Raw genomic sequence first — 24,118 nt, forward strand, 5'->3', positions numbered from 1 at the left:
CTATGCTAACCATACAAAAATACGCTGCAATAGACATAGGATCTAACGCTGTAAGACTTTTAATATCTAACATAATAGAAGAAAAAGGTAAACCAGCAAGATTTAAAAAAAGTTCGTTGGTACGTGTACCAATACGTTTAGGTGCAGATGTTTTTATAAAAGAAAAAATTTCAAAAACTAATAAAGACCGTATGCTTAAAACCATGCAAGCGTTTAGTTTACTAATGCAAACGCATAATGTGGTTAGATATAAAGCCTGTGCAACATCTGCAATGCGAGAAGCAAAAAATGGTCAACAAATTGCAGATTTAGTTTTAGAAGAAACCGGTATAAAAATAGATATAATTGGAGGAGAAGAAGAAGCTGCAATAATAGCAGCAACAGACCTTCAAAGTTATATAGACGAAAATAAAACTTATCTATATGTAGATGTTGGTGGCGGAAGTACTGAGTTTTCTGTAATCGATAAAGGTATAAAAATATCGTCAAAATCCTTTAAAATTGGTACTGTCCGATTACTAAACGATGTTGTTAAAAAAGAAGCTTGGCAAGAATTAGAGCAATGGATTAAAACAGAAACAGCACAATTTGAAAAAATAGATGTGATTGGATCTGGAGGAAACATTAATAAAATTTTCAAAATTTCTGGTAAAGCTTTAGGTAAACCGTTATCGTATTTTTACTTAACGTCCTATTATAACATGCTACAAACCTATTCTTACGAAGAACGTATTTCTCAGTTAGATTTAAACCAAGATAGAGCAGATGTAATTATTCCAGCAACACGTATTTATTTATCTGCAATGAAGTGGAGCGGCGCAAAAGATATCTTTGTGCCAAAAATAGGATTGGCAGACGGAATTATAAAAAGTATATATAATGAGACTGTAAAAAGCCATACAAAGTTAAAATAATACACTTCGTCTGTTTATTATACCATATTAAATTATAATATCTATATTTACTATTAGAATTTAAAACTAAACCCAACCTATTAATTTTTTAAAACATATGAAAAAAACTATCCTTTTCTTTGCATTTATTTTAGCTTCATTTTATGGATTTTCTCAAAACTCCGTTTATGGTGTAAGAGCTGGTTTTAATATTTCAGATTTAGATTTTGAAGATCAATATGATTATTTACCTCACACACATAGAAATGGTTTTATGATTGGTTTTTTTGGAGAATACAAGTTATCTAACGTAATTGATTTAGCTCCAGAAATTCAATTTTCTGCCGAAGGATCTAAACAAGAAGAATTACGTATTAACTATATCCAACTTCCTGTATTATTTAAGTTTAATATTACTAATAATTTTGCTTTTGCTGTTGGTCCACAAGCTAGTTTAAAGGCGCACGAATATGAAGATGGTGTAAAAAACTTTACTTATTCTGGTGTAGCTGGTGTAGATTTTATGATTACAGACGAATTTTTCTTAGACTTTAGATACAAATATGGATTTGTAAATTTATTTGATGATGAATTAGGTGTAGAAGCTAAAGGAAATACAATGCAAATAGGATTTGGAGTAAAATTCTAAATATATATTCAATAAATAGTAAGTGTTAAAAAGCCTTTTCTAAATTTTAGAAAAGGCTTTTTTTATTTAACCGTGTACAGTTTCTTTTGTACCTAAGTTTTTCATAATTTCGGCTTCATAATCAAGTAGTTGTTTCCATTTTTTATCTACTTCTTCACGATTACCGTATTGTCTAGCAAAGCCCAAAAACATTGTGTAGTGATTGGCTTCACTTACCATTAATTTTCTGTAGAACTCTGCAAGTTCTTTGTCTTGTAATTCTTCAGATAATAATCTAAAACGCTCGCAACTTCTAGCTTCTATTAATGCAGCATATAGTAATCTATGTACTAATTGGTCTGTTCTACTTCCGCCTTTTGGAAAAAACTTTAAAAGTTGAATAACATAATCATCTTTTCTATCTCGTCCTAATGTCCAACCTCGTTCTAATATTTTATCGTGTACCATCTTAAAATGACTAATTTCTTCTTTTACTAAAGCTGTCATTTCTTGAACAAGATCTGTGTATTCAGGAAAACTTACAATTAAAGAAATTGCAGTACTTGTTGCTTTTTGCTCGCAAAAGGCATGATCTGTAAGAATTTCTTCTATATTTTTTTCTACAATATTAACCCATCGTGGATCTGTTGGTAATTTTAATCCAAGCATGTTTTTTAATTAAGCTGTTAAATAATTTTGATTTAAATCTGAGATATTTATCAATTTATATTGTCCGTTTGGTTCTATTACAAGTTCAAACATTTTATTGGTATTAGAATTAGGTTGTGTAAATAGAATATTTACGACTAATTTGTCTTGTTTTACGGTTTGTTCTTGATTTACCCAAACACTTTTTAAAATTGAAGATTTTAAAAAATACGCTACAGATTTATCGTGTTTTAAAATATAATCTTTATCTATTACGTCGTTAAAAATAATAGAGTTATGGCTTGCAACTATTTCTGCTTTAAAATCTCGATAATGATACTTATAGTTTATAGCATCGTGCTTAAATTGTTTTAAAAACGAAGATGTCATATCTGTAAAAGTGTTTACTTTTACGGTGTAACCATTACTTAAAATGGTATCTGTTTTAACTTCAGAGTAGGTTTTAGGATAGTAGCTTTCTCTGGTAGAAAACGACTCTATCATGTTTTTTTCTTTTAAAGTTTCTATTGGTTTTCTTTTAACCTTCTCGCGTCCGTCGCAACTTAATAAACAAATAATAATACCTAAAATTAATGCTGTAAACTTATTCATAATCATAAAGTTATAGATTAAATATCTAAATCAAAAGTTTTACGAAGTAATTCTAGATTTGGGTTTTTTTCTTTCAACTTTTCATATTTTTCAATAGGCGTGTAGGCATATTTTTTTTCCATCTCTTCATTTACAGTAATGTCTAAATTTATATCGTAATTATTTAAATTTTTACGTAAGTAAGACATTAAATCAAAAGATTGCCTTTCAACTTCTACCTTATTTGTAGAGTTAGGAAAAGTTAATTGTATAGTAACACCATCATTTGCTAAAGTTGGTTTATCTATAGATAAAATGGAAGCAAGATTAAATTTACCTTCTTTTTCAATAATATTTACAAAAGCATTCCAAGTTGCAGATAATTCTTCTTGAGAAAAAGGTTCTTTAGGAAGATTTTCTTCATCAACAACAACATCCAGTTGTTTTATTTCGTGTTCTTTTTTTGCTCTAATACTTTTTAAAGACAGTCCAGAAGTTCTTTTTTTACCAGAAGCAATTCCGTTTTCTAAAATAATTTTAGGTTTTTCAGGCTCTTTTTTTTGCTGAAATTCTGGGTTAACTTTTAAAGCAGTTTCTGTAGATGTAGTTTTTGGATTTGGTTTTGTAACAGGTATTGGCGTAATTCCTTTTTTCTTAAAATAACTTGGCGGAATTATGTAACGTCTGCTATTTTTTTTTTCTCCATCAAAAGTGATAGAGGCAAGTTGCATTAAAGTAAGTTCGACCAGAAGTCGTTGGTTTTTACTGCTTTTATATTTTAAATCACAGTCGTTTGCCAGATTAATAGCTTGTATTAAAAACTGCTGACTTGCTTTTGCAGATTGATTTTCGTACTTCTTTTTAGTGTCTTCTCCAACTTCTAACAGTTCTATAGTCGCAGGATTTTTACAAACCAATAAATCTCTAAAATGCGACGCAAGACCAGCGATATAATGATGTCCGTCAAATCCTTTAGATAACGTTTTATTAAATTGAAGTAATAACTCTGGAATTTTATTCTCCAAAATTAGGTCTGTACTTTCAAAGTAAGTTTCGTAATCTAATACGTTTAAATTTTCGGTAACGGCTTGTCTTGTTAAATCTTTACCAGAAAAACTAACTACACGATCAAAAATTGAAAGTGCATCACGCATAGCGCCATCTGCTTTTTGAGCGATGATATGTAGCGCATCATCTTCTGCATTTACACCTTGCTCTTCTGCAATGTATTTTAAATACTCTTTAGCATCTTTAACTGTAATACGTTTAAAATCAAAAATTTGACAACGCGATAAAATAGTAGGGATTATTTTATGTTTTTCAGTAGTTGCTAAAATAAAAATACAATGTTTTGGTGGCTCTTCTAAAGTCTTTAAAAAGGCATTAAAAGCGGCTTGAGATAACATATGTACCTCATCAATAATATAGACTTTATACTTACCAACTTGAGGCGGAATACGAACTTGATCTGTTAAGTTTCTTATATCATCAACCGAGTTGTTGGAAGCTGCATCTAGCTCAAAAATATTAAAGGCGTAATCTTCTTCAGAGTTTTCATTGCCTTCACTATTAATCATTTTTGCCAAAATACGCGCACAAGTTGTTTTACCAACACCACGTGGACCAGTAAATAATAAGGCTTGCGCTAAATGATTATGTTCTATGGCGTTAAGTAAAGTGTTTGTAATAGCAGACTGACCAACAACATCCTTAAAGGTTTGCGGTCTGTATTTTCTGGCTGATACTACAAAATGTTCCATAGACAATAAATTGTTTACAAATTTAAAAAATAGCTTAATAAATAGGAATTTTAATACTTCAATTTATTTTGAGTTATTAACAACATTGGTTCAAAGTTCAAAGTTCAAAGTTGAAAGTTTGTAAGTATGAATGATTTAGTTTAAGGAGTATTTAATTTTTCTAAAAACTAAAAACTAATTACCATGTGTTATAGTTATTTGTTCACTGATAATTGTATTTTTGCAAAAGTAAATCGCCTTATCGCTTTATTGTAATAAAGAGGAAAGTCCGGACACCATAGTGCAATTATAGTGGTTAACAGCCATCCGCCGAAAGGTGAGGAAAAGTGCAACAGAAAGAATGTACAGGTCATGCTGTAGTGAAATCAGGTAAACTCTATAAGGTGCAATACCATGTATATTAACGTTTGAGTGCTGCACGTGCGATGTTAAAGGGTAGGTAGCTAAAGTGTGTTGGTAACAGCACATTCAGATAAATGATAAGGACGCTTTTGCGTACAGAATCCGGCTTATAGATTTACTATTTTATAAAGAAACCACCTTTTTTAAGGTGGTTTTTTTATTTATAATGTAATTGATAATGATTTATTCATCTGTTAGTTCAAAAAAACTAAACATATTTCCGCCATAACTTTTGGAATGAGAATACTGCGCTAAACCTGATAAATCGGTATGTTTAGAGTGTTCTATAATTAATAGTCCATCTTCTTCTAATAAGTTATTCTGAAAGACTAATTCTGGGATTTTTGCAAATTCTTCTAAAGGAAAGTCGTAAGGTGGATCTGCAAAAATAATAGTATAAGGTTGTTTATGATTTTCTAAAAAGCTAAACACATCACTTTTTATAGTGCTAATTGGCATCTCAAAACTTTCAGCAGTTTCATTTATGTATTTTATACAACCATAATTTTGATCAACACAGGTAATGTTGTTTGTGCCTCGTGATGCAAATTCGTAACTGATATTACCTGTACCAGCAAATAAATCTAATACTGAAATTTCATCAAAATAATATTGATTATTAAGGATGTTAAATAAAGCTTCTTTAGCCATATCTGTAGTTGGCCTTACAGGTAAATTTTTAGGTGCTGTTAGTCTTCTTCCTTTATATTGACCAGAAATTATTCGCATTGTAAACTTTTTAAAAGTGTAAAATTACTGTGTAAATTCTCTATAGGATTTTTAAATTGAAAGTTATCAAATCTCTTTCCAAAACCTACATGCCTGATGTAATTATAGGCTATGGTATATAATGGACTTGTTTTATCTATTTCGCCTAAAAATACAATTTCTATAACATCAGGATTAAGTTGTAGTTGCTCGTATACAAACAAGGTATAGTAGATAAAATCTTCTTTAGATTGATAATTAAACGTATTATATAAAACTAGTTTTCCGTTAGTAACTACAACTATTTCAAAAGTATTTGCATTAATATTTGCATATACTTTTGGTGATTTATTGTGCTTTTCTTGGGTTAAGATATGTTCTATTAAAATAGTAGAGTAGTGCTTGTATGTAAAGCTTCCAAATTTGTCAAACAGGTAATTATTTATGTTTGTAAACGGAACATAAACATTTATACTTTCATTCTGCGAGATTTCATCAAAAGTGATAAAATCTGTTTTTAAAATTTTTGTATTAAACTTTAAATAATCTGCAATATGTTCTTTATCAAATAATGGTTTTGGCACTAGCGTAGACCATTCGTTTTCATGGATTACTGTTATCTTATCAAAAGATTGTTGTAGTTCTTTTTGTGTGTTAAATACATCTACAACAGTATCTAATACAGTAGTTGGATTTTTTTTGTTGTAAGTAGTCGTGAATAATGTTTCTACTGTACTGTTATTTGTATTTAGGATACAAAAAGAAAGTCCACTCAAACTTAGTTGAATGGACAGTTCTTTATTATTAAAACTTGTATTTGTATTATTCGTTACTGCCATATGTTTTTGGCCAGTTTCCTACTGTTTTAACCTCATCCATAGATCCTACACGTAACGCATCACCGTTAACACCTTCTACAGATAATACTTGGTTTTCCTTTTTTACTAAATCTTTAGGTTGATCAAATAATAAATCGTCTTTTTTAACAAAAGCTTCAAAAACAGGTATTTTACTATCTCCATCTTCTAATACACCAGCGTTTAAGGTAAATTTAGTACCTTCTTTAGCGTTTGGTACATTCATCATTGTTTTGTAACGCGAAGAGTTTTTAAATAAACTATCTTTAACAGGAACAAATCCAATAGTATCTGTAATTACAATATCTTTAAACATTTCTACACCACCGTAAGCTTTTGTTCTTTCTTCATCCACAACACTAGAATCGCGTCTTTCTATAATTGTAAATTGACCATTTTCGATAAATTTAATTAAAGAATCATAGCTTTTAGTAAATTGTCCTTTTACTTCTCTGTGTGCTAACTGTGCATCTCTAATATCTTTTAATTTTTCAATTGCAGCAGCGAAACGCTTTTCTTTAAGTTGATTAAATTTAATTTCTCCATAAACAGAATCAAAAGTTAAATAACCTAAAAAGATAATTAATGCCCAAAGCGCAATTGTAATAATAGGTTTTGCTTTTGCTGGAACAAATTTGTCAATAAGCCAAACTATAGCAACAGTTAAAAGAATGGCACCAATAATAATTAAAATTAAATTTAGCATAGTGTTTTTATTAAATATAAATTAAGGTCAGTGACAAATCTACAATTTTTTTTTGTTCGTAAAAACCATTGTAGCTAAAAATGATTTATATATTTGAGAAAAAGTTTTTAAATCTTGTTTATTAATGACTAGTTCAGAATTTTATTCCCTTATAAAACAGCAATTTCCGTTTAAACCAACCACAAAACAAGATATTTTACTTTTACAACTTTCTGAATTTATTTTTAACGATCGCAATAATGGTGTCTTTTTGTTAAAAGGATATGCAGGTACAGGAAAAACCACTATTATAGGGACAATTGTTACCAATTTATGGAAAGCCAAAAAAAGTGCTGTTTTAATGGCGCCAACTGGTAGAGCAGCAAAAGTAATCGCAAATTATTCCAAAAAAGAAGCCTTTACAATACATAAAAAAATATATTTTCCAAAAAAGAGTAAAGGTGGCGGCGTTAGTTTTGTATTACAACCAAATAAGCATAAAAACACCATTTTTATTGTAGATGAAGCGTCTATGATACCAGATACGCCAAACGATTCTAAATTATATGAAAATGGATCTTTACTAGACGATTTGATGCAATACGTGTATCAAGGACATAAATGTAAACTGTTGTTAATTGGTGATACAGCCCAATTACCGCCTGTAAAATTAGACATAAGTCCAGCTTTAAATGAAAACACTTTAAACCTTAATTACAACAAAAGTGTTACAAAAATGGAGCTAGATGAAGTCACACGTCAAGGCGAAGATTCGGGTATATTAGAAAACGCAACCTTGTTAAGAGAAGCAATTGCTAGCGAGTTTTTTGATACGTTTCAGTTTAATTTAAAACCTTTTAAAGACATTGTAAGATTGGTTGATGGTTATGAAATTATGGATGCTATTAACGATGCTTACAGTACATTAGGTTATGAAGATACGAGCATAATTGTGCGAAGTAACAAGCGTGCCAACCTATATAATCAGCAAATACGAAGTCGTATTTTATTTAGTGAAAACGAGCTTGCAACTGGCGATTATCTTATGGTAGTTAAAAACAACTACTTTTGGATTAAACCTACTACAGAAGCTGGTTTTATTGCTAACGGAGATATTATAGAAGTCTTAGAGATTTTTAGCTTTCAAGAGTTATATGGTTTTAAATTTGCAGAAGTAAAAGTAAGAATGGTCGATTACCCTAAAATGAGACCATTTGAAACAGTACTACTTTTAGATACTATCACAGCAGAATCACCATCTTTATCTTACGAAGATTCCAATAAGTTATATCAAGAAGTCCAAAAAGATTTTGAAGACGAAACAAGTAACTATAAAAAATTTTTAAAAATAAAAGGGAATAAACACTTTAACGCACTTCAAGTAAAGTTTTCTTATGCCATTACTTGTCATAAATCTCAAGGAGGACAATGGAACACAGTTTTTGTCGAACAACCGTATTTACCAAACGGGATAGATAAAGATTATCTACGTTGGTTATACACAGCAGTCACAAGAGCAAAAGAAAAATTATATTTGATAGGATTTAAAGACGATTTTTTTGAAGAAAATTAATCCTAAAATTCAATTATAAATTAACATATTACCCGTATTTTTGAATAGTAATATTTCAGAACAACAATGAAAATCATAGCCATGATACCTGCACGTTATAGTGCATCTAGATTTCCAGGTAAATTAATGCAAGATTTAGGCGGAAAACCTGTAATAACAAGAACTTACCAAGCTACAGTAAATACATCGCTTTTTGACGATGTAATTGTAGTCACAGATAGCCAAATAATTTTTGACGAAATACAAAATATTGGCGGACATGTTATGATGAGTAAAAAACCGCATGAATGCGGAAGTGATAGAATAGCAGAAGCTGTAGAAAATCTAGATGTAGATGTTGTTATAAATGTACAAGGTGACGAGCCATTTACAGAAGTAGATTCTTTAAAAAAATTAATTCAAGTATTTAAAGAAGACACACAACACCAAATAGATTTAGCATCTTTAATGGTTCATATTACAGATCAAGACGAAATTAAAAATCCAAATACGGTAAAAGTTGTAATAGATAATAACAATGTGGCTTTATACTTTTCTAGAAGTCCAATACCATATCCACGTGATGAAAGTGTAGACGTTAAATATTACAAACATAAAGGTGTTTACGCATTTAGAAAACAAGCGTTAATGGATTTTTATCACTTACCAATGTTAACCTTAGAAGCAGCCGAAAAATTAGAACAACTTCGTTATTTAGAATACGGAAAACGTATTAAAATGGTCGAAACTACAGTAGAAGGTGTAGAAATAGATACACCAGAAGATTTAGAGCGCGCAAATAAATTATGGAAATAAACTACGATACTATCAAAGTCATTGGTTTTGATGCAGATGATACTCTTTGGGTTAACGAAACCTATTTTAGAGATGCCGAAGAAGAATTTGCAAAGCTATTAAGTCAATTTGAAACACCAAATAAAATAGACCAAGAGCTATTTAAAATGGAAATGAAAAATTTACCAACCTATGGTTATGGTGTAAAAGGATTTGTATTATCTATGGTTGAAATGGCTATAGAATTATCCAACGGTACGGTTTCAAATTCTGTGATAACCAAAATATTAAATATTGGTAAAGGCATGATTAATAAAGATGTAGCGCTCTTAGATGGTGTAGAAGACGTTTTGCAAAAACTATCAAATAAATATAGGCTAATTGTTGCAACAAAAGGTGATTTACTGGACCAAGAACGTAAATTAGAAAAATCTGGATTATTAGATTATTTTCATCATATAGAGGTATTAAGTGATAAAAAAGAAGCTAACTATTCCAAATTATTAAATCATTTAGATATAAAACCTACTGAATTTTTAATGATTGGAAATTCGTTAAAATCAGATATTTTACCATTATTAAATATCAAATCAAAAGCAATTCATGTCCCATTTCATACAACTTGGGCTCATGAAGAAGTTACATTAGAAGAGAGTAAAAACAAACAGTTTCATACCTTAAAAACATTAAAACAACTACCAGAATTATTACAATGTTAAAAACAATAGATATTAATACTTGGTCACGTAAACAACTTTACGATCATTTTACAAAGTTTCAAGATCCGTATTTTGGTGTAACTATTCCGTTTGATGTGACTAAGGCTTACAAAAAATCTAAAACAAATAATTATAGTTTTTTTGGTGTGTATTTGCATGCATGTATGGTAGCTATTAATAATGTAGAGCAACTTAAGTATAGAATTCTAGAAGACCAAGTTGTATGTTATGATACAATTAATGCTTCAGCTACTATATTAAAAGAGGATAAAACGTTAGGGTTTTCATTTATAGATTACAACGAAAATCTTGAATTTTTCTTAAATAATTTAGAATTAGAAAAACAAAGAATACAAACAACTGGCGAATTATATCCACCAAAAAACGGATTGGATTGTATACATTGTTCTGCGTTACCTTGGGTAAATTTCACAGGACATAAAGAGCCTGTTTCTGGTAATAAAGAATCTGTACCAAAATTAGCATTTGGTAAAGCTGTTAAAGTAAACGATAGCCTACAAATAAATGTTGCTATAAGTGCAAATCATGCATTAGTAGATGGCTATCATATAGGTTTATTTTCAGAATTATTTCAAAAACAACTAAATAAATAATAAATTTACAAAATAAGACAATTAAGTTAATGCAATTTAAAAATTTTCCAATGGTGTCCAGAATAATTTTTGGACGTGGTAGTTTTAACCAATTAGCCGAAATTTTAGAACCTAAAAGGTTAAATACCAGAGCACCATTTATCTTTTTTGTAGACGATGTATTTAAAGGAAATGCATGGTTAACATCTCGTATACCACTTGCATACGACGATAAGGTGATTTATATATCTACCAAAGAAGAACCTAAAACATCACAAATAGATACTTTAGTAGAACAAATTATACTTAACTATAAAGAACGTCCTTCTGGTATAATAGGCATTGGTGGAGGAAGCATAATGGATATAGCAAAAGCAGTAGCCATTATGTTAACTAACGATGGAGAATCTAAAGATTATCAAGGATGGGATTTAGTAAAACATCCTGCTATATATCATGTTGGAATTCCAACAATATCTGGAACAGGAGCAGAAGTGTCAAGAACTACAATTTTAACTGGACCAGAACGTAAATTAGGTATAAATAGTGATTATACACCTTTTGATCAAGTAATTCTAGATCCAGAATTAACTAAAGAAGTACCAAAAGATCAATGGTTTTATACAGGTATGGATTGTTTTGTACATTGCATAGAATCTTTAAATGGTACGTATTTAAATGCGTTTAGTAAATCGTATGGAGAAAAGGCTTACGAGTTATGTAAAGAAATTTTCTTAGAAGATCATTTAACCGAAATAGAAGCTCAAGACAAGTTAATGATGGCTAGTTGGCATGGTGGAATGAGCATTGCATATTCTCAAGTTGGAGTAGCACATGCGATGAGTTATGGTTTAGGCTATTTATTAGGAATTAAACACGGTATAGGAAACTGTATTGTATTTGATCATCTAGAAGACTATTATCCTGATGGTGTTAAGCTTTTTAAACAAATGAAAGCAAAACATAACATTAATTTACCTAAAGGAATTTGTGCAAATCTAACCGAAGACCAATTTGATATAATGATAAATGTAGCCTTAAGTTTAGAACCATTATGGGAAAATGCATTAGGAAAACATTGGAAAAAACAAATAACTCCAGAAGTACTAAAAGCGCTTTATAAAAAAATGTAATATGCGCTGGCTAGCAAAATTTATATATTTTAAAATTTTAGGATGGAAAGTTGTAGGAAACACAAACTTTTCTAAAGATACAGTAAAAAAAGCTGTACTAATATCTGCGCCACATACTAGTAACTTCGATTTTATTATCGGCTTATTACTAAGAAAAGTAGTAGATTTAAAATCTAATTATTTAGGTAAAAAAGAACTTTTTGTTTGGCCTATTGGATATTATTTTAGAGCTGTTGGTGGCGTTCCTGTAGACCGAAAAAATAAAGAAAATAAAGTAGAAACCATCGCAAAACTATTTGAAGGTAAAGATGAATTTAGATTAACTCTAGCTCCAGAAGGAACAAGAAGTAAAGTAGAAAAGTGGCGAACTGGATTTTATTACATAGCAAAGCAAGCAAACGTACCTATTATTATGTTTACTTTAGACTTTGAAAATAAACAAAACAAAATATCAGAACCATTTTATCCAACAGATAATATTGAAGAAGATTTTAAGTATATGAAATCTTTTTTTAAAGGCGTTAAAGGTAAAATACATTCTAAGTCTTAATATAATGTATTGAAAATGTAAAGTTTGGCATTTAATTTGTTATTAATTAAATGTAGTTAAATGAAACATAAAGTAAACTTTAATGTCCCTAAAAAGAAACATTACAACTACAACCTACATAAAAGCACTTTTAGACAACTAAAAGTGCTTTTTGTTTTTTGTTAAAAATAGTTAAAGTTCATGTTTTTTAAAACCTATGCTAAAACAACTACGTAAGTACAGGTGTATTAACATAAACAACAAAAAACATGAAAACTAAAAATGTATTCAAATTATTAAGCATTTGTGCTTTAACATTCACAACTTTATCTTGTAGTGATGATGACACTCAACCTATTATGGAAGAAGAAGATCAAACGTCTGTTAGATTATTCACTTCTAATAATAGTGATGGTAATATTTCCATATTAGATGTAACCAATATGTCTAATGTACAATCTAAAACCTTAATAACAACAAGTACTGCAGCAGATGGTGTATATTACGACGCGTCTACAGATGCTGTTTTTCAAGCATCAAGGTCCAATTTAAATTTAGAAGGTTTTTACAATGTAGACATGCTACTAAATAATACTACAGCATCTATAGACATTTCTAGTACAACAGATATGGAAAGTCCAAGAGAAGTTGCAGTTAATGGAGATTATTACGTAGTAGCAGACAACAGTGATGTAGATGGAGATTCTAACACGCCAGATGGAAGGTTATTTGTTTACCAAAAAACTAGCAATAACTTTGTATTAAGAAACACAATTACAACTAATTTTAAATTATGGGGAATTGTTTTTTCTGGAGCAGATTTATATGCTATTGTAGACACGACAGATCAATTAGCTGTTTTTAATAACTTTTTATCTAACACGACAGACCAAACATTAATGGCTAGTAAAACAATCTCTATTGAAGGTATTGTAAGAACGCATGGTATAGCTTTAGATGGTAATACAATGGTATTAACAGATATTGGTGTAGCAAGTGGTACAGGAACTAGTGCTACAGATGGTGCATTTCATATAATTTCAGACTTTAGTAGTAAATTTAACAATACAGCAAACGGAGGTACTTTAGCTTTATCAGAACAAGTTAGAGTAGAAGGTTCTAGCACGTTATTAGGTAATCCTGTAGATGTTGCTTACGATGCTACTACTAATACAGTTTTTATTGCAGAAGCGGCAAACGGAAAAATATTAGCATTTAATAATATTGGTTCTGGTGGAAATTTAAGTCCAGTTATAGATTATAATTTAGCTTCGGCATCTGCAGTTTATCTTTCTAAATAATATTGATTAATAGCGTAAGTTTATAGAAAGAGAAAAGGCTATTCATTTTAAATGAATAGCCTTTTTAATTGTATTAAATGACTTAATTTAGTCTGTAGTTTCTTCCATTGTATGATAAACGTTTTGTACATCATCATCTTCTTCAATTTTTTCTAAAAGTTTTTCTACATCTGCAACTTGTTCTTCATTTAGTTTTTTTGTGACTTGTGGTATACGCTCAAAACCAGAAGATAATATTTCAATTTCGCGACGCTCAAGTTCTGCTTGGATTGCACCAAAGCTTTCAAAAGGTGCGTAAATTAATATGCCATCATCATCTACAAAAACTTCTTCAGCACCAAAGTCTATTAATTCTAATTCTAATTCTTCAGGATCTAACCCTTCTGCATTAATTCTAAAATTACAAGTATGATCAAACATAAATACAACAGATCCAGAAGTACCTAAACTTCCATCACATTTATTAAAATAACTTCTAATATTTGCTACCGTTCTGGTGTTATTATCTGTTGCAGTTTCTACTAAAATAGCTATTCCATGTGGCGCATAACCTTCAAAAACAACTTCTTTATAATCGCCTTGACTTTTATCACTAGCACGTTTTATTGCACGTTCTATGTTATCTTTAGGCATATTTACAGACTTTGCATTTTGTATAACTGCTCTAAGTCTTGAATTACTATCAGGATCTGGTCCACCTTCTTTTACAGCCATTACTATATCTTTACCAATACGTGTAAAGGCTTTACTCATAGCCGACCAACGTTTCATTTTACGTGCTTTTCTAAATTCAAAAGCTCTTCCCATAGTGTTTATATTGTTTAGTACTTCTTACGAAGTGATTAATATTTATTTAATGTTTGCAAATTTATAAAAAAGTAATAATTTTTTAGTCTTTAGGGATATGTCTCTCTAAAAACTTTTCTTTTGTAGCATCTAATTTGTTTAATACTGTTTGACGTTTTGTGTTTAAACTTTGATTAGTTTTATTATAGTTTTTTGCAGCCTTATTTATTGCGTTTACTTTTTTGTTGTAATTATCTATTTGGTCTTTTGTGCGTTTTCTTTCTGGTGTTTTTTCTAATTGCTCTTGTATTTTTTTCATTTGGTCTTCTTGTACCAAAAAATCTACTATAACTGGTATATCATTTTCAGCTTCGTCTATAAAAAATTGAAATGTTTGTTTTGTCGCTAAAATTATTGCGTTATCATTTTTAAACCCTTTTTCTGTTTCTAATAGAGTAAGTCCTTCTTTAGATGCATCTAGTAATGCGCTAGAGTTTTGCTGTATGGCATTAATGTTATTGGTTTTTATTGCGTCCCATAGATAAATTTCGTTTATAAAGACTTTGAAAAAAACCAAATACATATCGTTATAGTGAGTAAATACCTGATTAGAAATTTCCATTTTTTTACCCAAATCGCTTTCACTTTCTTCTATTTTAATGTTGTGTTTATTTGCAAAAGCGTAAAAATTTGTTTCATATTCGGCTTGTGATTCTGCCATTTTTTCGTCTGCTAATCGTTGGGCTAGGATATAGGCTTCCATCATATCATAAGATTGCTCTGCGACAGCTTTCATATCTATAATTTCGGCGTAATCTTGTTTTAAAAGACTTAGGTTTAATTTTAAGTGTTTTAGTACTTTGTTTTTGTAGTCTTCACCATCAAAACCGTTTGCTTTTTCAATTTTTTTTATAGCATTTTCAACAGATTTAATTAGGTTTTCTCTTTTCGCATTTATGCTTCTATCACTTTTACTATGCGCTAATGCTTTAGTGTATTTCCACATGTTTTTAGTAACAAGGTTTTGTTCGTCACCTAAAAACTCTAAATAATCTATAGCTTTATCAAAGTTTTGCGCAAATTGAATTGTTGGCAGTATTAAAAAAATACAAAATAATAGTTTGGTTAGTTGTTTCATCTATGGTTTGTTTTTAATGATGTCTTGTAAAATGAAAAACGCTTCGTTTACATATAAATCTTTAGATAGGTTAAGTATTAAATTTTTGTTGTCTTCTTGGTTGGATTTATTGTATAAAAGTAACTCGGTAGTAGCTTGCGTATTACTTACTTTTATTGGGTTTTTTACCGTTGGAGTTGTAAAAATTGTATCGTAAAACTTTATTTTATTGTCTTGATTTTGTTTAAGTTGATCTAGACTTAATGTATAAGGTTCTCCTTTTTCAAAAATACTTGAATATAGTTTTTTATTGTTATCATCTACCTGTTTAAATAATGCCTGTAAAGATTGTCTTGCTTTACTTTTTTGGGCTAGTTGATCTACATCAAACTTTTTATACGGGAAATGTTTTAAAGTAACATAAGTGTTTTTGTTTTTTAAAGCAAAAGGAATATCTGCTTCGAAGTTTCCTAAATTATCATATAACGATGGTAGTAAAATATCTGGAATTACACCTTTAGATTGTAAGCTTTTACCTGTAACTCTAAAAAAGGCTTCAACGGTTAATTTACAGTAACCTAAATCTTCGGTTTCACTAAGTGGCATTATGGCTTGTGCTGAAGATTTTCCGTGTGTTTTAGAACCTACAATAACAGCTCTATTGTAATCTTGCATGGCGCTTGCAAAAAATTCAGATGCAGAAGCAGTATAATTGTTTACTAAAATAACTAATGGTTTTTTTAATAAAACGCCTCTATTAGTGTCTTTTAGCGTATATTTTTTATTGTTATTAGCTTCTACTATAGATACTGGTCCGCGATCTATAAACATACCGCAAAGGTCTATTGCTTCTTGCATAGATCCGCCACCATTAAACCTAAGATCGATAACTAATCCTTCTATGTTTTCTTTTTTTAATTTATATAATTCTTTAGAAAAATCTAAGGTTAATCCTCTTCCGTTTGGCGAATCTTCATTAGTATAAAAACTTGGTAATTCTATGTAACCAAATTTTAAACTGTCTTTGCTAATTATGTATCCGGTTAAAGCATTTTCTTCTACTTTTATTTTACTTTTTTTAAGCTTTACATTTAATGTTTTACCATTAGATTTTTTTACTTTAAAGGTAATTTCGTTATTGTTTTCGTTAGTTGTAAATGCTGCAATATCCTCATTAGAAACGCAAAAAGTTTCTAAAGTTTGTGTTTTAGAGGTTAATGAAATTATTATATCATCTACTTCGATATTTCCGTTTATAAATGCTGCGCTACCAGGAATAATTTGGGCAACTACAATTTGTCCGTTGTCATTTTTATCTGTTAATATTCCAAAAGATAATTGGTTGCTTGATAAACCGTCTTCGTAAATTGTTTTTTCTGAATTACTAAAATAGGTCGAGTTTGGATCTTGATATTTTAAATATGCATTTAAAAATAAACTGTAAACATAATTGTCAAAACCTTTAGGTTTGTTTAATAATTCTGATAATAAGCATATTTCATTATCAATTATTTTAGGTTTTAAAGCAGATTCTAATGTTTTAAAATTATCTTGGATATAGGCTATATCTTCATATTCATCCAAAAGTCTAGACAACGTCTTGTAAGCTATACGTTTTTGTAAGCCTATTTCTTGCTGGTTTTTATCTTTGTAAAAACTATAAGCTTGATTTGGGATAAACTGTAATTTGTACTTATTGTTATAATCTAAAGTAACGTTTTTAAGCGTTTTTAAATAGTTAATATTGGCAGTTATCCTATTTTGTAAACTATCACTATATTTTGTGATAAAGCTACAATCTTGATTTAAAATGTAGTCGTCTAAGCTAAGTTTATCTGCTTCAAATAGGTTTATATCTTGCTGTAGATAAAAATCTTTATCTGTATCTAAAGCTTCTAAAAAAAGTCTATAAACACCAGAAGATAAAGAGTCGTTTATAGTTTTTGGTTGGTAATGTTGCTCAAAAACAACTTTTTGTAGATTAAAAAACGTATTGCAGAATTGCTCTGTGTTTTGCGATAAGCAAATGGATACACTTAAAGCAAATATTAAAGTTATTGATAGTTTTGTCATTAAAAAAGATTGGTGGCAAATGTTATTCTTCGTCTTCTTCTACAATAGCTTCTATTGCATGCGCCAGTTTAAAATCTTTTTCTGTTACACCATTGGCGTCGTGTGTAGATATAGAAATTTTAAGAACATTATAAACATTTGTCCAATCTGGATGATGATTAAGTGCTTCGCATTCAAAAGCAATACGGCTCATAGCACTAAAGCAATCTTTAAAATTATCAAATTCAAATTCGGCATGAATGGCGTTATCAAAATAATCCCATTCTGGTAATCTTAATAATCGTTGTTCTATTTCGTTTTCTGTAAGTGTATTCATTTCTTAATTTTAATTATTAAAAGTAAGAAAATTATACTTCTAAATCCATTAAAATTTCATCACTTACAATTTGAAGATGTTTGGGTAATTTATTGTCTTTTGGTAATACAGCTAAATACCTATCATTATTAGTAGTGTAAACTTGCTTAAATAAAGGTTTTGTGTAACCTAATTTGTTAATTATGTCTTTGAAAAAATCGTCATGATGTACTAAATCTGTACTACCTAAATGAAAAATTCCTGATTTATTTCTATTAATTATATAATGAATTTGTTGTGTAACTTTACTATCTGTAGTCACATTCATTATTAAATTAGGAAACACTTCTATTGGCAGATTTTCTTTTAAATGAAGCTTGATTTCTTTAATTCTAGGCGATTGCGCACCAAAAACCATTGGTAATCTTAGAATGGCAATTTTTTGTTTGGGTAATCTTAATAGCATGTTTTCAATTTTAATTTTAAAATGCCCATACATACTATGACTTAAGGTTTTATCAAACTCGTAACTAGGAAATTGACTATAAGCGTCAAATACATTTGCAGATGAAATAAATAACAGCTTACAGTTGTGATTGGCAACGTATTCTACCAAATGTTTGTGAGCTAAGACTTGAGCAGAAAAATTACCGCGAATTGCCGAAATAATTATAGATGGTTTTACAATGTCTAAAATTTCAAAAACATCGTCTTCTTCTATATTATACTGAAAATAATGATGATTTTTATCATACGCGTACTTGTCTGTACAATACGTCCCAAAGGTATTGTAATAGGCGTAAAGCTCTTTGTAAATGGCTTGTCCTAAAAAGCCACTTGCGCCAAGTATTAATACACGATGTTTATTATCTTTTTTTTGCTTCATTAATCTACTACATGGTAAAGAAAATGCCAGTTATAATGCATTTAAATTATACCGAAGTAATTAAATACCTTACAACTGACATGATATGTTTTTTTTAAAATATAAAACGTTATTTAGCCTTATAAAAAGGTAGTTTTACTACCGTTGCAGGAACTGCGTTTTTACGAATTTGTATGTTAATTTTACTTCCAAAATCACTAAAAACAGGAGCTACATAACCTAAACCAATTCCTTTTTTTAATGACGGAGACATTGTACCAGAAGTAACTTTACCAATTTGTTTACCTTGTCCATCTACAATATCATATCCGCTTCTTGGTATACCTTTTTCGTCTAATTCAAACGCAATAAGTTTACGTTTTAGTACTTTTTTCTTTTGTTCGGCTAGGTTTTCTGAGTTAGTAAATTGCTTTGTAAATTTTGTAATCCAACCTAAACCAGCTTCAAAAGGTGATGTTGTGTCATCAATATCATTACCGTAAAGGCAATAACCCATTTCTAAACGTAATGTGTCACGAGCAGCAAGACCAATTGGTTTTGCGCCAGCTTCTATCACTTTATCCCAAATTTGTTTTACCTCGTTGTTTTTGCAGTAAATCTCAAATCCGCCACTTCCTGTATAACCTGTTGCAGAAATAATTACATGATCTATACCAGCAAAATCGCCAACTACAAAGTTGTAAAAATTAATATCTGCCAAATTATGACTTGATAAGGCTTGCATTTTTTCGACAGCATTTGGACCTTGAATCGCTAGTAAAGAATAATCTTCTGATAAATCTCGCATTGTAGCTCCAAACGTGTTTTTAGAGCTTATCCAATTCCAATCTTTTTCTATATTGCTAGCATTTACAACAAGTAAATAAGTTTCTTCTTTAATGCGGTAAACAATTAAGTCGTCTACAATTCCGCCTTCATCATTTGGTAAACATGAATATTGTGCCTTACCAATAGTTAATTTGGTTGCATCGTTACTAGTTACGCTTTGTATAAGGTCTAAAGCATTTGGTCCTTCAATTAAAAATTCACCCATATGACTTACATCAAATACGCCACAATCTGTTCTAACGGCTTCGTGTTCTATATTTACACCTTCGTATTGAACAGGCATATTATAGCCTGCAAAAGGTACCATTTTTGCACCAAGTGCGATGTGAGTTTCGGTTAAAACTGTGTTTTTCATTTATTATATTTTTCGTTTCCGTCTAGCGGAAATTTTTAATTTTTGCATAGCAAAAGTATTGAAAAATATTGAGTAAAGATTGAGGTTTTTTGAAGAATTATTAATTAAAACAACCCATTTTTATTTACTCTAATGTTCTAACTTCTTCCCAATTAAAATAACTTTTACGGTCTTTTATTAACCACGTATTGTTAGTTTTTACATAAGTATCTTGGTAAGTCACACCAAATGTAGTTTTTACGTTTTTACCAGCTTCATTTTTATTAATTAAAACAACAAGACAATACGATGTGCCTTTTGCTGTATTGTTATTAATCGTTACAGTTTGTTGTCCGTTTATATGATAGACTGTCTCAAATAGCGATAAAAAAGCTGTAAATGCATTTCCAATTTCAGTTTTACCTTTTAAAGTAGAGCTTTTAGATCCGTTTCTGTAAGATTCTACAACAGCATCATCTGTAAATAGTTGCATTTGGGATTTAACGTCTTTTTTATCTGCAAGAATTGAAAAAGTGTCTACTAATTCTTTAATGTGTTGTTTGTCTTTTAATAATTCTAAATCCTTTGTGTTATTTAAGGATTGTTGCGAATTGTCTTTACAACCTAACGTTATTAGTAAAATTAGAGAGAGAAGTTTAATTTTCATGCTTAAGCGTTTGTTAGTTATTAAAAATTACAAAGTAATATTTAAATATAAGTTTTTTATTCATTTTTAAAATGAAACAAATAGTGATGTTAAAAATTTAGCATTTCAATTCAAACTATATTAAACCTAAGTTAAACCAATTTTATAATTCTTACTATAATTTAACTCTTTTGTAAATTAGAGTATTATGGAAAATATATTAGTAGCAGGTGCAAATGGTACCACAGGAAAAAAAATAGTAAACCTTTTAAAAGAATCTAAATATTTTAACCCAATTGCAATGGTTAGAAAAGAGGAGCAAATTCCTTATTTTAAAGCTAAAAATGTAGACACTGTTCTTACAGATTTAACCGAAAATGTAGATAATGCGTTTTCTAAACCTGTAGATAAAGTCATATTCGCAGCGGGATCTAAAGGAAAAAATTTGATAAAAGTAGATCAAGAAGGCGCAAAAAAGCTGGTTGATGCTTCTATAAATAATAAGGTAAAGAAGTTTGTAATGCTTAGTTCTATTGGCGCAGAAAATCCAGATACTGCTAATCAATTAAAAGATTATTTACAAGCTAAGCATAATGCAGACGAATATTTAAAATCTACAGATTTAAATTATTCTATTGTAAGACCAGGAACATTAACTAACGAGCCTGCAGAAAATAAGATAGAATTAAAGCAACATCTTGAAAACCATGGTGAAATTAGCCGTAACGATGTTGCGCAAACCTTGGTTAGAGTATTAAACGATGATACAGCAAATAGATCAACTTTTGAAATTATTAAAGGTGAAACTTTAATTGGTGAAGCATTAGATAAGCTGTCTAATTAAGTTATGTTTTTAAGAGTTTAATTATACGACTGTACATCACTTCCGATAGGTTCCAATTATAACCTTCAAAGTTAACAGTATTAGTAAACTGTATTACTACAGCATCAATATCTTTATGATATTTTGCGATGCTTTGATAGCCAGGAACTAATCCAGTATGTTCATATTTATATATAGAGGAATAAATATTTTGTTCCTCTTTATTTTTGAAAACACTTCCGTTATTTAAAGCTCTTAAAAATTTGCCTAAATCTTCTGCAGTCGCAAGCATACCAACATCTTCGGTTTTTAAATCTTTATCATAACCAACATAATAACCACTCATAACACGATTAATATTTACATCGTTTATCGAATTATAAGTGTTTGTTAACTGTAGTGGTATTAAAATATGCTGTTTGATATACTCAAATTTAGGTTTTCCGGTAACTTTTTTAATAAGTTCTGTTAATAATAGATAATTGGTATTACTGTATTCGTAATCTGTGTTTGGTTTAAAACTAGCTGGTAAATCTAAGACGATATTTAAATTTTCTTCATTCGAGTACTTCGGATTGGCCCAATAATTATTAAAATTTGTGTAGTTAGGTATTCCGCTTCTATGCTGTACCATCATTTTTATAGTTATGGTATTAGCATATTCAATTCTACCAACTAACTCAGGAAAATAATCGGCTAACGTTTTATTTAAATCAATTTTTTTGTCATAAACTAATTTAGCAATACAAACCGACGTGTATAATTTATCATTACTAGCAATTTTAAATAAAGCATCAGGTTTTGCAGGAATTTTATTTTCTGTATTATGATAACCAGAAGTGTAAAATTGAGGTGATTTTCCAGCTTGATCTACATAAACAATTATACCATCAAAACCGTAATCTGAAGCTTGATTTACTTGTTCTTGTATAGTATTTGGTAAAGGTTTTATCCAAGCAGTTACAATTGGCCAAGGTACAAAATAGAGTGAAATTACAGTGCTAAAAAGCAGAACAATTCTTAGGATTAATTTTGGTTTATTTTTCATTAGTTGAAATTAAAAGTTGAAGCAAACTTATCTCTAATTTGAAAAATACTAAATATTATATCACCGAATTGTAGAAGTTAGATGATGAATTGTTATTTCAATAAGAAACGTTTCAATTCTTCATAAGAACTAATTTTAGTCGCCTTTTTCTTTTTATCCATGACGCTTAAAATTTGTGGTGGTAATTCTATATTTTCTTTAATAACATCTTCCACAACATCTAAAAACTTGGTTGGATGCGCTGTTTCTAAAAAGACACAATGCGCGTTTGAATTAGTTTTTAAATAGTCTTTACAGCCTAAATAACCAACAGCGCCATGTGGATCTGCAACGTAGTTGTAATCGTTATACATTTCTTTTAACGCTTCGCAAGTGTCTTCATCTGTATAGCTGTAAGACGTTATGTTGTTTTTTAATTCGTTAAAATCTTGATTATAAATTTCTTGTATACGAATAAAATTGCTTGGATTACCAACATCCATCGCATTACTAATGGTTTGTACAGACGGTTTAGGTTGATAATTTTTGGTTTTTAAAAATTCTGTAACCACATTATTAGCATTGTTAGAAGCTATAAAATGTTTGATTGGTAAGCCTAATTGTTGCGCCATCATACCTGCACAAATGTTACCAAAATTTCCGCTTGGAACAGAAAACACAATGTCTTTATGTGAGTTGTGTAACTGTTTATAAGCAAAAAAGAAATAAAACATTTGCGGTAACCAACGCGCCACATTTATCGAATTTGCAGATGTTAATTGCATTTTAGACGTTAATTCTTCATCTAAAAAAGCACGTTTTACCATGTCTTGACAATCGTCAAAAACACCATCTACTTCTAAAGCTCTAATATTTTTACCAAGTGTAGTTAATTGTTTTTCTTGAATATCACTTACTTTTCCGCTAGGATAGAGGATCACTACATTTACACCTTTTACACCTAAAAATCCGTTAGCAACAGCGCCACCGGTATCGCCAGAAGTAGCTACTAAAACTGTAACTTCATTAGTGTTTTCTTTATTAAAATAACCTAAGCAACGCGCCATAAAACGAGCGCCAACATCTTTAAACGCCATCGTTGGACCATGAAATAATTCTAAAGTTGAAATTTGCTCTGTAAGTTTTTCAATAGGAAAATCGAAAGACAATGTGTCTTCCACAATTCGTTTAATTTCGGCTTCAGGAATTTCAGGACTTACAAACTGTTTGATGGCTTCAAAAGCAATTTCAGCGTGTGAAAGATTGTCAATATTATCAAAAAAGGATTGTGGTAAAGGCGTTATTTTTTCAGGAAAATAAAGTCCTTTGTCTGGCGCTAATCCTTTTACTACTGCATTTTCGAATGTAGTAATTGGTGCTTTTTTATTTAAAGAGTAGTATTTCATATTAGTGTCTTTCCTTAAAGGAATAATTTATTTAATAATTTTGGATTCCGCATCAAGTGCGGAATGACAAGGGTTTTTGTTTTGATTGTCATTCTGCGCTACG

25 protein-coding genes and 1 other RNA gene are annotated in these 24,118 nt (G+C 29.9%); 11 read left to right on the forward strand and 15 right to left on the reverse strand.

The features are described 5' to 3' along the window. Positions 1 to 2 precede the first annotated feature (2 nt). Both IFB02_RS11970 and IFB02_RS11975 read left to right on the forward strand, forming a co-directional pair. Positions 3 to 914 carry a Ppx/GppA phosphatase family protein gene (locus tag IFB02_RS11970; protein ID WP_191072806.1) on the forward strand — a complete coding sequence of 304 codons (912 nt, stop codon included), beginning with the start codon at positions 3 to 5 and terminating at the stop codon, positions 912 to 914. 97 nt (positions 915 to 1,011) lie between these two features. Beyond that, entirely contained in the window at positions 1,012 to 1,542 is a 531-nt protein-coding gene (locus IFB02_RS11975) for a porin family protein (RefSeq protein ID WP_191072807.1), read from the forward strand. Positions 1,543 to 1,608: 66 nt separating this feature from the next. Here the strand turns inward: IFB02_RS11975 and miaE are convergent, their stop codons facing one another. The 3 genes from miaE to dnaX are packed head-to-tail and all read right to left on the reverse strand — an operon-like array spanning position 1,609 to position 4,520. Then, complete coding sequence (gene miaE, locus IFB02_RS11980; RefSeq protein ID WP_191072808.1) at positions 1,609 to 2,190, reverse strand: tRNA-(ms[2]io[6]A)-hydroxylase; 582 nt, start codon at positions 2,188 to 2,190, stop codon at positions 1,609 to 1,611. 9 nt (positions 2,191 to 2,199) lie between these two features. Next, positions 2,200 to 2,781: a hypothetical protein gene (locus IFB02_RS11985; RefSeq protein WP_106688591.1), complete on the reverse strand. Its 582-nt coding sequence runs from the start codon at positions 2,779 to 2,781 to the stop codon at positions 2,200 to 2,202. 17 nt (positions 2,782 to 2,798) lie between these two features. Next, positions 2,799 to 4,520: a DNA polymerase III subunit gamma/tau gene (gene dnaX / locus IFB02_RS11990; protein ID WP_106688592.1), complete on the reverse strand. Its 1,722-nt coding sequence runs from the start codon at positions 4,518 to 4,520 to the stop codon at positions 2,799 to 2,801. 225 nt (positions 4,521 to 4,745) lie between these two features. Between dnaX and rnpB the strand changes: the two genes are divergently transcribed. Then, positions 4,746 to 5,048: RNase P RNA component class A (rnpB, locus tag IFB02_RS11995), an RNA gene on the forward strand. A 57-nt stretch (positions 5,049 to 5,105) separates the two neighbouring features. On the opposite strand, the gene rsmD is transcribed toward rnpB, so the two are convergent. Genes rsmD through IFB02_RS12010 form a run of 3 tightly spaced genes read right to left on the reverse strand, consistent with a single transcriptional unit; the run spans position 5,106 to position 7,193 of the window. Next, positions 5,106 to 5,651, reverse strand: coding sequence for a 16S rRNA (guanine(966)-N(2))-methyltransferase RsmD (gene rsmD / locus IFB02_RS12000; RefSeq protein ID WP_191072809.1), 546 nt, complete (start codon positions 5,649 to 5,651; stop codon positions 5,106 to 5,108). Further along, positions 5,642 to 6,469: a DUF3822 family protein gene (locus tag IFB02_RS12005; protein WP_191072810.1), complete on the reverse strand. Its 828-nt coding sequence runs from the start codon at positions 6,467 to 6,469 to the stop codon at positions 5,642 to 5,644. The genes rsmD and IFB02_RS12005 overlap by 10 nt, the downstream gene beginning before the upstream one ends. Continuing rightward, a complete protein-coding gene (locus IFB02_RS12010) occupies positions 6,453 to 7,193 on the reverse strand; it encodes a hypothetical protein (protein ID WP_106688595.1) in 741 nt (246 codons plus the stop codon). The genes IFB02_RS12005 and IFB02_RS12010 overlap by 17 nt, the downstream gene beginning before the upstream one ends. Before the next feature lie 124 nt (positions 7,194 to 7,317). Between IFB02_RS12010 and IFB02_RS12015 the strand changes: the two genes are divergently transcribed. The 7 genes from IFB02_RS12015 (at position 7,318) to IFB02_RS12045 (ending at position 13,794) form a co-directional block, all read left to right on the forward strand. After that, positions 7,318 to 8,745, forward strand: a complete 1,428-nt coding sequence (locus tag IFB02_RS12015; RefSeq protein ID WP_191072811.1) for an ATP-dependent DNA helicase — start codon at positions 7,318 to 7,320, stop codon at positions 8,743 to 8,745. 66 nt (positions 8,746 to 8,811) lie between these two features. After that, on the forward strand, positions 8,812 to 9,540 hold the full coding sequence (kdsB, locus tag IFB02_RS12020) for a 3-deoxy-manno-octulosonate cytidylyltransferase (protein WP_223878844.1): 729 nt from the start codon (positions 8,812 to 8,814) through the stop codon (positions 9,538 to 9,540). Beyond that, on the forward strand, positions 9,531 to 10,238 hold the full coding sequence (locus IFB02_RS12025) for an HAD family hydrolase (RefSeq protein ID WP_106688598.1): 708 nt from the start codon (positions 9,531 to 9,533) through the stop codon (positions 10,236 to 10,238). Before kdsB ends, IFB02_RS12025 begins: the two co-directional genes overlap by 10 nt. Then, entirely contained in the window at positions 10,232 to 10,852 is a 621-nt protein-coding gene (locus IFB02_RS12030; protein WP_106688599.1) for a CatA-like O-acetyltransferase, read from the forward strand. Before IFB02_RS12025 ends, IFB02_RS12030 begins: the two co-directional genes overlap by 7 nt. Before the next feature lie 29 nt (positions 10,853 to 10,881). Next, complete coding sequence (locus tag IFB02_RS12035; RefSeq protein WP_223878845.1) at positions 10,882 to 11,964, forward strand: iron-containing alcohol dehydrogenase family protein; 1,083 nt, start codon at positions 10,882 to 10,884, stop codon at positions 11,962 to 11,964. Position 11,965: 1 nt separating this feature from the next. After that, positions 11,966 to 12,514, forward strand: coding sequence for a 1-acyl-sn-glycerol-3-phosphate acyltransferase (locus IFB02_RS12040; RefSeq protein WP_106688600.1), 549 nt, complete (start codon positions 11,966 to 11,968; stop codon positions 12,512 to 12,514). A 248-nt stretch (positions 12,515 to 12,762) separates the two neighbouring features. Then, complete coding sequence (locus tag IFB02_RS12045) at positions 12,763 to 13,794, forward strand: hypothetical protein (RefSeq protein ID WP_106688601.1); 1,032 nt, start codon at positions 12,763 to 12,765, stop codon at positions 13,792 to 13,794. Between the two features lie 87 nt (positions 13,795 to 13,881). Here IFB02_RS12045 and IFB02_RS12050 read toward each other — a convergent pair whose 3' ends face one another. The 7 genes from IFB02_RS12050 to IFB02_RS12080 form a co-directional block, all read right to left on the reverse strand. Next, the gene (locus IFB02_RS12050; protein ID WP_106688602.1) at positions 13,882 to 14,601 is read right to left on the reverse strand and encodes a YebC/PmpR family DNA-binding transcriptional regulator; all 720 of its coding nucleotides are present in this window, start codon (positions 14,599 to 14,601) and stop codon (positions 13,882 to 13,884) included. Positions 14,602 to 14,683: 82 nt separating this feature from the next. Further along, positions 14,684 to 15,718: a hypothetical protein gene (locus IFB02_RS12055; RefSeq protein ID WP_106688603.1), complete on the reverse strand. Its 1,035-nt coding sequence runs from the start codon at positions 15,716 to 15,718 to the stop codon at positions 14,684 to 14,686. Next, positions 15,719 to 17,770, reverse strand: coding sequence for a S41 family peptidase (locus IFB02_RS12060; RefSeq protein ID WP_106688604.1), 2,052 nt, complete (start codon positions 17,768 to 17,770; stop codon positions 15,719 to 15,721). A gap of 22 nt (positions 17,771 to 17,792) precedes the next feature. After that, a complete protein-coding gene (locus tag IFB02_RS12065; RefSeq protein WP_106688605.1) occupies positions 17,793 to 18,086 on the reverse strand; it encodes a 4a-hydroxytetrahydrobiopterin dehydratase in 294 nt (97 codons plus the stop codon). Between the two features lie 31 nt (positions 18,087 to 18,117). Further along, positions 18,118 to 18,951 carry a sugar nucleotide-binding protein gene (locus IFB02_RS12070; protein WP_191072812.1) on the reverse strand — a complete coding sequence of 278 codons (834 nt, stop codon included), beginning with the start codon at positions 18,949 to 18,951 and terminating at the stop codon, positions 18,118 to 18,120. Between the two features lie 109 nt (positions 18,952 to 19,060). Continuing rightward, the gene (gene gcvT / locus IFB02_RS12075; RefSeq protein ID WP_106688607.1) at positions 19,061 to 20,134 is read right to left on the reverse strand and encodes a glycine cleavage system aminomethyltransferase GcvT; all 1,074 of its coding nucleotides are present in this window, start codon (positions 20,132 to 20,134) and stop codon (positions 19,061 to 19,063) included. A gap of 124 nt (positions 20,135 to 20,258) precedes the next feature. Next, positions 20,259 to 20,780, reverse strand: coding sequence for a nuclear transport factor 2 family protein (locus tag IFB02_RS12080; protein ID WP_106688608.1), 522 nt, complete (start codon positions 20,778 to 20,780; stop codon positions 20,259 to 20,261). Positions 20,781 to 20,967: 187 nt separating this feature from the next. Between IFB02_RS12080 and IFB02_RS12085 the strand changes: the two genes are divergently transcribed. Next, positions 20,968 to 21,603, forward strand: a complete 636-nt coding sequence (locus tag IFB02_RS12085) for an SDR family oxidoreductase (protein WP_106688609.1) — start codon at positions 20,968 to 20,970, stop codon at positions 21,601 to 21,603. A 1-nt stretch (position 21,604) separates the two neighbouring features. Here IFB02_RS12085 and IFB02_RS12090 read toward each other — a convergent pair whose 3' ends face one another. Next, positions 21,605 to 22,630, reverse strand: a complete 1,026-nt coding sequence (locus tag IFB02_RS12090; protein WP_106688610.1) for a serine hydrolase domain-containing protein — start codon at positions 22,628 to 22,630, stop codon at positions 21,605 to 21,607. A gap of 92 nt (positions 22,631 to 22,722) precedes the next feature. Next, entirely contained in the window at positions 22,723 to 24,015 is a 1,293-nt protein-coding gene (gene thrC / locus IFB02_RS12095) for a threonine synthase (protein ID WP_106688611.1), read from the reverse strand. Between the last annotated feature and the right edge of the window lie 103 nt (positions 24,016 to 24,118).

This window comes from Mesoflavibacter profundi, from assembly GCF_014764305.1.
Lineage (GTDB): Bacteria > Bacteroidota > Bacteroidia > Flavobacteriales > Flavobacteriaceae > Mesoflavibacter > Mesoflavibacter profundi.

Bases quoted from the DNA above. Each gene is read 5' to 3' on its own strand.
- IFB02_RS11970 (WP_191072806.1), top strand. From the start codon at position 3: ATGCTAACCATACAAAAATACGCTGCAATAGACATAGGATCTAACGCT.
- IFB02_RS11975 (WP_191072807.1), top strand. From the start codon at position 1,012: ATGAAAAAAACTATCCTTTTCTTTGCATTTATTTTAGCTTCATTTTAT.
- miaE (WP_191072808.1), bottom strand. From the start codon at position 2,190: ATGCTTGGATTAAAATTACCAACAGATCCACGATGGGTTAATATTGTA.
- IFB02_RS11985 (WP_106688591.1), bottom strand. From the start codon at position 2,781: ATGAATAAGTTTACAGCATTAATTTTAGGTATTATTATTTGTTTATTA.
- dnaX (WP_106688592.1), bottom strand. From the start codon at position 4,520: ATGGAACATTTTGTAGTATCAGCCAGAAAATACAGACCGCAAACCTTT.
- rsmD (WP_191072809.1), bottom strand. From the start codon at position 5,651: ATGCGAATAATTTCTGGTCAATATAAAGGAAGAAGACTAACAGCACCT.
- IFB02_RS12005 (WP_191072810.1), bottom strand. From the start codon at position 6,469: ATGGCAGTAACGAATAATACAAATACAAGTTTTAATAATAAAGAACTG.
- IFB02_RS12010 (WP_106688595.1), bottom strand. From the start codon at position 7,193: ATGCTAAATTTAATTTTAATTATTATTGGTGCCATTCTTTTAACTGTT.
- IFB02_RS12015 (WP_191072811.1), top strand. From the start codon at position 7,318: ATGACTAGTTCAGAATTTTATTCCCTTATAAAACAGCAATTTCCGTTT.
- kdsB (WP_223878844.1), top strand. From the start codon at position 8,812: ATGAAAATCATAGCCATGATACCTGCACGTTATAGTGCATCTAGATTT.
- IFB02_RS12025 (WP_106688598.1), top strand. From the start codon at position 9,531: ATGGAAATAAACTACGATACTATCAAAGTCATTGGTTTTGATGCAGAT.
- IFB02_RS12030 (WP_106688599.1), top strand. From the start codon at position 10,232: ATGTTAAAAACAATAGATATTAATACTTGGTCACGTAAACAACTTTAC.
- IFB02_RS12035 (WP_223878845.1), top strand. From the start codon at position 10,882: ATGCAATTTAAAAATTTTCCAATGGTGTCCAGAATAATTTTTGGACGT.
- IFB02_RS12040 (WP_106688600.1), top strand. From the start codon at position 11,966: ATGCGCTGGCTAGCAAAATTTATATATTTTAAAATTTTAGGATGGAAA.
- IFB02_RS12045 (WP_106688601.1), top strand. From the start codon at position 12,763: ATGAAAACTAAAAATGTATTCAAATTATTAAGCATTTGTGCTTTAACA.
- IFB02_RS12050 (WP_106688602.1), bottom strand. From the start codon at position 14,601: ATGGGAAGAGCTTTTGAATTTAGAAAAGCACGTAAAATGAAACGTTGG.
- IFB02_RS12055 (WP_106688603.1), bottom strand. From the start codon at position 15,718: ATGAAACAACTAACCAAACTATTATTTTGTATTTTTTTAATACTGCCA.
- IFB02_RS12060 (WP_106688604.1), bottom strand. From the start codon at position 17,770: ATGACAAAACTATCAATAACTTTAATATTTGCTTTAAGTGTATCCATT.
- IFB02_RS12065 (WP_106688605.1), bottom strand. From the start codon at position 18,086: ATGAATACACTTACAGAAAACGAAATAGAACAACGATTATTAAGATTA.
- IFB02_RS12070 (WP_191072812.1), bottom strand. From the start codon at position 18,951: ATGAAGCAAAAAAAAGATAATAAACATCGTGTATTAATACTTGGCGCA.
- gcvT (WP_106688607.1), bottom strand. From the start codon at position 20,134: ATGAAAAACACAGTTTTAACCGAAACTCACATCGCACTTGGTGCAAAA.
- IFB02_RS12080 (WP_106688608.1), bottom strand. From the start codon at position 20,780: ATGAAAATTAAACTTCTCTCTCTAATTTTACTAATAACGTTAGGTTGT.
- IFB02_RS12085 (WP_106688609.1), top strand. From the start codon at position 20,968: ATGGAAAATATATTAGTAGCAGGTGCAAATGGTACCACAGGAAAAAAA.
- IFB02_RS12090 (WP_106688610.1), bottom strand. From the start codon at position 22,630: ATGAAAAATAAACCAAAATTAATCCTAAGAATTGTTCTGCTTTTTAGC.
- thrC (WP_106688611.1), bottom strand. From the start codon at position 24,015: ATGAAATACTACTCTTTAAATAAAAAAGCACCAATTACTACATTCGAA.